Source organism: Microcystis sp. LE19-41.2A (genome assembly GCF_027530405.1).
GTDB lineage: Bacteria > Cyanobacteriota > Cyanobacteriia > Cyanobacteriales > Microcystaceae > Microcystis > Microcystis aeruginosa.
This window is the reverse complement of the sequence record NZ_JAPZQJ010000094.1, coordinates 1-5,460: the sequence shown is the minus strand read 5'-3', so window position 1 is coordinate 5,460 and position 5,460 is coordinate 1. Positions and strand designations below refer to the sequence as shown.

Genomic DNA, 5,460 nt, shown 5'->3' with positions numbered 1-5,460 from the left:
GTCAGTCTGTAGAGCGACCATAAGACCAGAACAGAGTAAATCTGTTAAGGCAGGTGCGGAACCCCGCAAGGGAAAGAAGCAGAAACCTAAATCGTGAGGTTTGGGAATCGCCGTCCGTTTTACGGCGGCGAGGATGTCAAGGTCAAATCTAGCATTCCCTCAGACGCTCTAGCCCTGGGTTGGATTGAGCTATCATTATTGAGCAGGTATTACCAATCGGATCAAAAGGCGAAACCCAACCAAGATTGTGAAAATATTCCTGGAAGTTGTTGGGTTTCCTTGGGTCAACCCAACCTACGAGTTTTACTCTAAACTTGGTCTGACTGAATGAAGGGGCATTTATGGTATTTTTAGAAACAATTTAGCTGGCTTTTGTGGTTTCTTTTTCGGTAGATTGGGAAGGTTTAAGTTTGCGTTTGAAGAAAATACCATACAAGATCATGTGATCGCACTAAGGGAAAATTTTATAAATTTCTTGGCGATGAGCAACTCGTTGATAGATAATGGTTTGATGATTTGACCTCTCCCCCAACCCCTCTGGGAGCAGGAGAGGGGAGTTAGTCTGGATTCATTAGTAGCCTTATTCGTCTTCGTTTCTTAAAGGTATAATTCCTTTAAGAATCTTTCCTCTAATAATCAAATAGGCAGGAAAACAATACACCCAAAGGAGCAATACAAACAAAAAAACTGACCATGAATTACTAAATGAGGGTACGAATGATCCTGTAATTTTATACTTATGAATTTCTATTCTATGGGAATCAATTGCTGCCCAAAGTGCTGTCACTAAGAATCCAAGAGGTCCAAGAACAACCCAAATCAACAATGTTAGTAAAAGTGAATTTCTCCAACCCATAATGAATATTAATCTTTTTAGTAGTGTTTCTATCGAATCGAGATAGACTCGCGCATCCTTGCCCATGCCATTGTTGAAATTGCGGGTAGTGCGAGCGCTTCTTCGTAGCTAGGTAAAGCAACACCCCAACCCAACACCAAAGGGAGATAGCAGAAGAATACACACTCCCCCCCCATAACTGTATCAAAAGCTACAATTTAATAAATCTTTATATTCTTCTCCCTAGCTTAGGGATTCACAGGGGAAAGAGTTTCAGGTATTTTCCCCTGTTTTACTGCTTCTCAGGCGACCTATCGCCTTCCGTGAGGGATGGTGGCGCGGTGTGTCAGATTCGATAATAGGGTTCAAAATTTCGCTAACCGCTACTTGAGCCATAGCGTTTTCCGTTAAGCAGAATTCACGCCACCTCCAGTTCATAATGCAAGACCAGAAGCTCATCGCCTGGCAGAATAGCCATCGCATATTCCCGCCCCTGACTGTCAGAAAATTCCACTAAATATTGATAGCGCGAACCTTTTTCATACACCTCAACCACTGTTCCCACCTGTCCGCTTGGCAAGCTGGGGACAGCTTCATAATCTAATTCAACTAAAGTCAATCGCTCCCGAGGGACGGAGTTGAGGATGGCAACCGTATCTAAGAGTTTGATGTCTTTCATGGTACTTCACTTGATAAAGGCAGAAATTAGGCGAGGGTTGGGATTAATTAAGCTGATTTCCCAGATAGTTCGCAGTTGTGTTTCTTCCCGTTCTGGTATCGTCCAATCCACTTTAAACTGCTGGCCGAATTCCGTGACCGCTTGTTGCACAACTTCCCCCTCCAGGGCAGCCTGTGAGATGAGCGATCGCAAAACCTCAGCGTTCTCGGCAGTTATTCCCAGACGAGAGCGAAAGACTCTGGCTTGATTTTTTCCTCTGGAATGTTCTGGATTTAAGCAATAGCCAATCAGTTTTTCCATCGAGATTTCTGCCAGTTCCCCGTTGGGTAATTTCATCTGCGGCACTCCGAACTTTCTGACTTCCCTCAGAGCAACTCGATTCGCAATTGGCAGCCCACCACAGAAGCCGCCCGTTGGATAGTATCGAGGGAAACGCCCGTCTTTTCCGGGTCGAGGAGGCGGTCAAGTTGCGCCCGACTGGTCTGCATCCGCGCCGCCATCTCCGTTTTGGTCAGAGAGAGCCGTTTCATCTCCTCAGCCAACTGCCGCGCCAGTAACCGTTTGAGTGCCACCGCACTACAGTCCTCCTCAAGACCTTCTTCTTTGAGAAAATCATCGAAATCGGAGCCAGTATGGGGGTTAGCGGTCATATTTTTCCTGTTCCTTCTTGCGCTAGTAGGGGCGAACGGCCGTTCGCCCCTACTAGATTTCCCGTTTTGGGGTTTTTGGGACTTCGCCGATGTTGCCGTGCGGCAGAATCATCTCCCCTCGGCTGATGTAAAAGATGACCCGCGTGATGCGTCTGCCCGTAGGGGCAATTCATGAATTGCCCCTACTCCGCACCTCCCATAAGTCTTGATAACCGGAAAGTGAACGGCACAGGGGCAGCCGATGGGAAAGCTAAACTCTACGTCCTTGATATCGCTGCCAATAATCCGGCAATCTTCACGGCTGAGAGTTTTCCACCAATCTTTGACTGGCTCCGACCCACCTTCGGCTCGAAAAAACTTGGCTGGCAGCCTTTTCAATCCTTACCTTCTCAGTTATCGTACCTTATATGGTACATCAATAATTATCATTTTTGCATTAGTTTTGTAGAGCGACAGTTGCACAGGGGGTCAAGTTATAACTCCCAGTAGCCTTAATTTTTGTTAAGGATTTTAAGCATCGCCCAAGCTCACCACTGACTAACCCACCCTACTGATACGGATATCACCCTTCCGGCTAATGTAAAGAAAACGTTACAGTAACAGGTAAAGCCCAGTAGCCAGGAAGCCGTCGATCATGTTTGAATACTTTAACCAGAAAGCTATCAAAGCGGTGATGTTCGCCCAAGAAGAAGCCCGTCGTACCGGTCACAGTGTCGTGGGTACGGAGCATTTGCTCTTAGGATTGATAGGAGAAGCCACCGCCACCGCAGCCTTAATTCTCAAGGATTTAAAAGTTACCCTGCACGAAAGTCGCCGCCTGATTGAAGGAATGACCGGCCGCGGCACCGGTTACAGTCCCGTTAATATCCCTTTTACCCCGAAAGCGAAAAAGATGTTCGAGCAAGCATTTCAGGAAGCTCGACAATTAGGGGAACAGGCGATCGCACCTGAACATCTATTACTCGCTATCACCAGCGATCCCGAATCCCTAGCCGCTAAAATTTTAATTATGCAGGGTGTTGATTTGATCAAACTTCGCGGCCTTTTAATTAAAAATGCCGGGGAAAAAGTCGCTAGTGGTCGCTTCACGGCAAAGAGTGACTATGAAGACCAGAAAAATGCTCCCCAAGGCGGGATTTTAGCCCAATATGGTCGCAATTTAAACCAAGAGGTCAAAAATGGCAAAATTGACCCTTTAATCGGTAGAGAGCCAGAAATCGAGCGAGTTGTCCAAATTTTAGGCCGTCGCAGCAAGAATAACCCGATTTTACTGGGTGAGCCGGGGGTGGGCAAAACAGCGATCGCTGAAGGGTTAGCACAACGCATCCATAATGGCGATATTCCCGAACTTTTGCAGGATAAACAGGTAATTGCCCTCGATATGGGGTCTTTACTGGCGGGAACCCGTTTTCGCGGCGATTTTGAGGAACGTTTAAAGGGTGTTGTGGAGGAAGTTCGCAAATCGGGCAATATTATCCTGTTTATCGATGAAATTCACACTCTTGTCGGTGCTGGTAGCATGGGAGGAGCCATGGATGCTTCTAACTTGCTTAAACCTGCTTTAGCTCGCGGGGAGTTACAGTGTTTAGGGGCAACAACTCTCGATGAGTATAAACGGCATATTGAGCGAGATGCGGCTCTAGAAAGACGTTTTCAGCCAGTTATGGTGGGAGAACCAACTAAAGAGCAGGCGATCGAGATTTTACGGGGTTTAAAAGCCACCTACGAGGATTTCCATCAGGTAAAATACGATCAAAAAGCGATCGAAGCTGCCGTTAATCTATCCTCTCGCTATATCAATGATCGCTTTTTACCGGACAAAGCGATCGATCTTCTCGATGAAGCGGGATCCCGCACCCATCTACGCTATTCCCTGCAAAGTACAAGTCCTGCGGAGGTTAGGGAAGAATCACCCCTAATCAACCCCGAATCTTTAATTCCGGTGGTGGATGCGGAGGAAATCGCCCAAATTGTCGCCGCTTGGACAGGTATTCCCGTTACCCAATTAACTGAAACTGAGTCAGAATCGCTCTTAAATCTGGAATGTCAACTGCACGAGCGGATTATTGGCCAACAGGAGGCAGTGAATGCCGTTTCTCGTGCTATTCGTCGAGCGCGAGTAAATTTAAAGAATCCTAATCGTCCGATTGCCTCGTTTATTTTTGCCGGTCCCACGGGAGTCGGTAAAACTGAATTAACGAAAGCCTTAGCTAAGTTGCTCTTTGGCTCGGAATCCAGTATGATTCGCCTAGATATGTCGGAATTTATGGAATCCCACACGGTTTCTAAGTTAATTGGTGCGCCTCCCGGATACATCGGTTACAATGAAGGCGGTCAGTTAACGGAAGCAGTGCGTCGTCAACCCTATAAAGTAGTTTTGTTTGACGAAATCGAGAAAGCACATCCCGATGTTTTTAATCTTCTCCTGCAACTGTTAGAAGATGGTCATTTGACCGATTCCCAAGGTCGTCGGGTGGACTTTAAGAATACCCTAATTATCATGACCTCGAATATTGGCTCAAAAGTCATCGAAAAAGGCGGTAATAGCTTAGGATTCGAGATGGCTGACGATTTTGCTCAATCGCGTTACCAACAGATTTCTAATCGGGTGACAGAGGAGTTAAAACAATATTTCCGTCCCGAATTTCTCAACCGTCTCGATGAAATCATTGTTTTCCGACAGTTAACTCGCGAAGAAGTTACCCAGATTGCCGATATTCTTATCGCAGATCTAGCCAAACAATTGACAGAAAAAGGTATTTCTGTGGAAGTTACCGCCGCTTTTAAGGATTTGGTCATCAATGAGGGTTATGATCCTAGCTACGGTGCGCGGCCTTTACGTCGTGCTTTAACTCGACGCTTAGAGGATAGTTTAGCCGAGGCGATGTTATCGGGAAAAGTCAATTCTGGAGACCATGCGCTATTAGATGTAACTGCTGAAACCGTGGTGACAGTCTCTAGTCATCGGCGCTCCGAGCAGAACAATATTCTCTCGCAATTACAGTTACAACCAGTGGGTTAATCCGCTCAAAAATTGCTTTTTTTCGGGGTTGAACATTTTTCAACCCCGATTTTTATCATCTAGGAAAAATAACTTCTAGGGGAGCGGGAATCATCTCGCTACGAAAGTCAAGAATCTGAACTAGGATTAAATAGGGTCTGCTGAAAAAGTTTTTCCTAGAAGCAGGGTGTAGGGTGTAGGGTGTGGGGTGTGGGGTTTTACCGATTTTGAGGGGGTCAATTACCTAATTTTCAGGGAAAAAGTAGCTGAATTTCCCCCTGATCACTCCCATATC

Annotated in this window: 6 protein-coding genes; 2 read left to right on the top strand and 4 right to left on the bottom strand. The window is 46.2% G+C overall.

The window, feature by feature from the left end:
* Positions 1–1,253 precede the first annotated feature (1,253 nt).
* The 4 genes from O9290_RS04080 to O9290_RS04065 are packed head-to-tail and all read right to left on the bottom strand — an operon-like array spanning position 1,254 to position 2,337.
* The gene (locus O9290_RS04080; RefSeq protein ID WP_002799126.1) at positions 1,254–1,514 is read right to left on the bottom strand and encodes a DUF4926 domain-containing protein; all 261 of its coding nucleotides are present in this window, start codon (positions 1,512–1,514) and stop codon (positions 1,254–1,256) included.
* Between the two features lie 6 nt (positions 1,515–1,520).
* Positions 1,521–1,850, bottom strand: a complete 330-nt coding sequence (locus O9290_RS04075) for a DUF6883 domain-containing protein (protein ID WP_288058670.1) — start codon at positions 1,848–1,850, stop codon at positions 1,521–1,523.
* A gap of 29 nt (positions 1,851–1,879) precedes the next feature.
* Positions 1,880–2,164: a helix-turn-helix domain-containing protein gene (locus O9290_RS04070; RefSeq protein WP_288086738.1), complete on the bottom strand. Its 285-nt coding sequence runs from the start codon at positions 2,162–2,164 to the stop codon at positions 1,880–1,882.
* Entirely contained in the window at positions 2,161–2,337 is a 177-nt protein-coding gene (locus tag O9290_RS04065; RefSeq protein WP_157221775.1) for a hypothetical protein, read from the bottom strand. Before O9290_RS04065 ends, O9290_RS04070 begins: the two co-directional genes overlap by 4 nt.
* Between O9290_RS04065 and O9290_RS04060 the strand changes: the two genes are divergently transcribed.
* Together O9290_RS04060 and O9290_RS04055 are read left to right on the top strand one after the other, a co-directional pair.
* A complete protein-coding gene (locus O9290_RS04060; RefSeq protein WP_043998815.1) occupies positions 2,336–2,653 on the top strand; it encodes a hypothetical protein in 318 nt (105 codons plus the stop codon). The genes O9290_RS04065 and O9290_RS04060 overlap by 2 nt on opposite strands.
* Positions 2,654–2,798: 145 nt before the next feature.
* Entirely contained in the window at positions 2,799–5,186 is a 2,388-nt protein-coding gene (locus O9290_RS04055; RefSeq protein ID WP_002756981.1) for an ATP-dependent Clp protease ATP-binding subunit, read from the top strand.
* Positions 5,187–5,460: the final 274 nt, after the last annotated feature.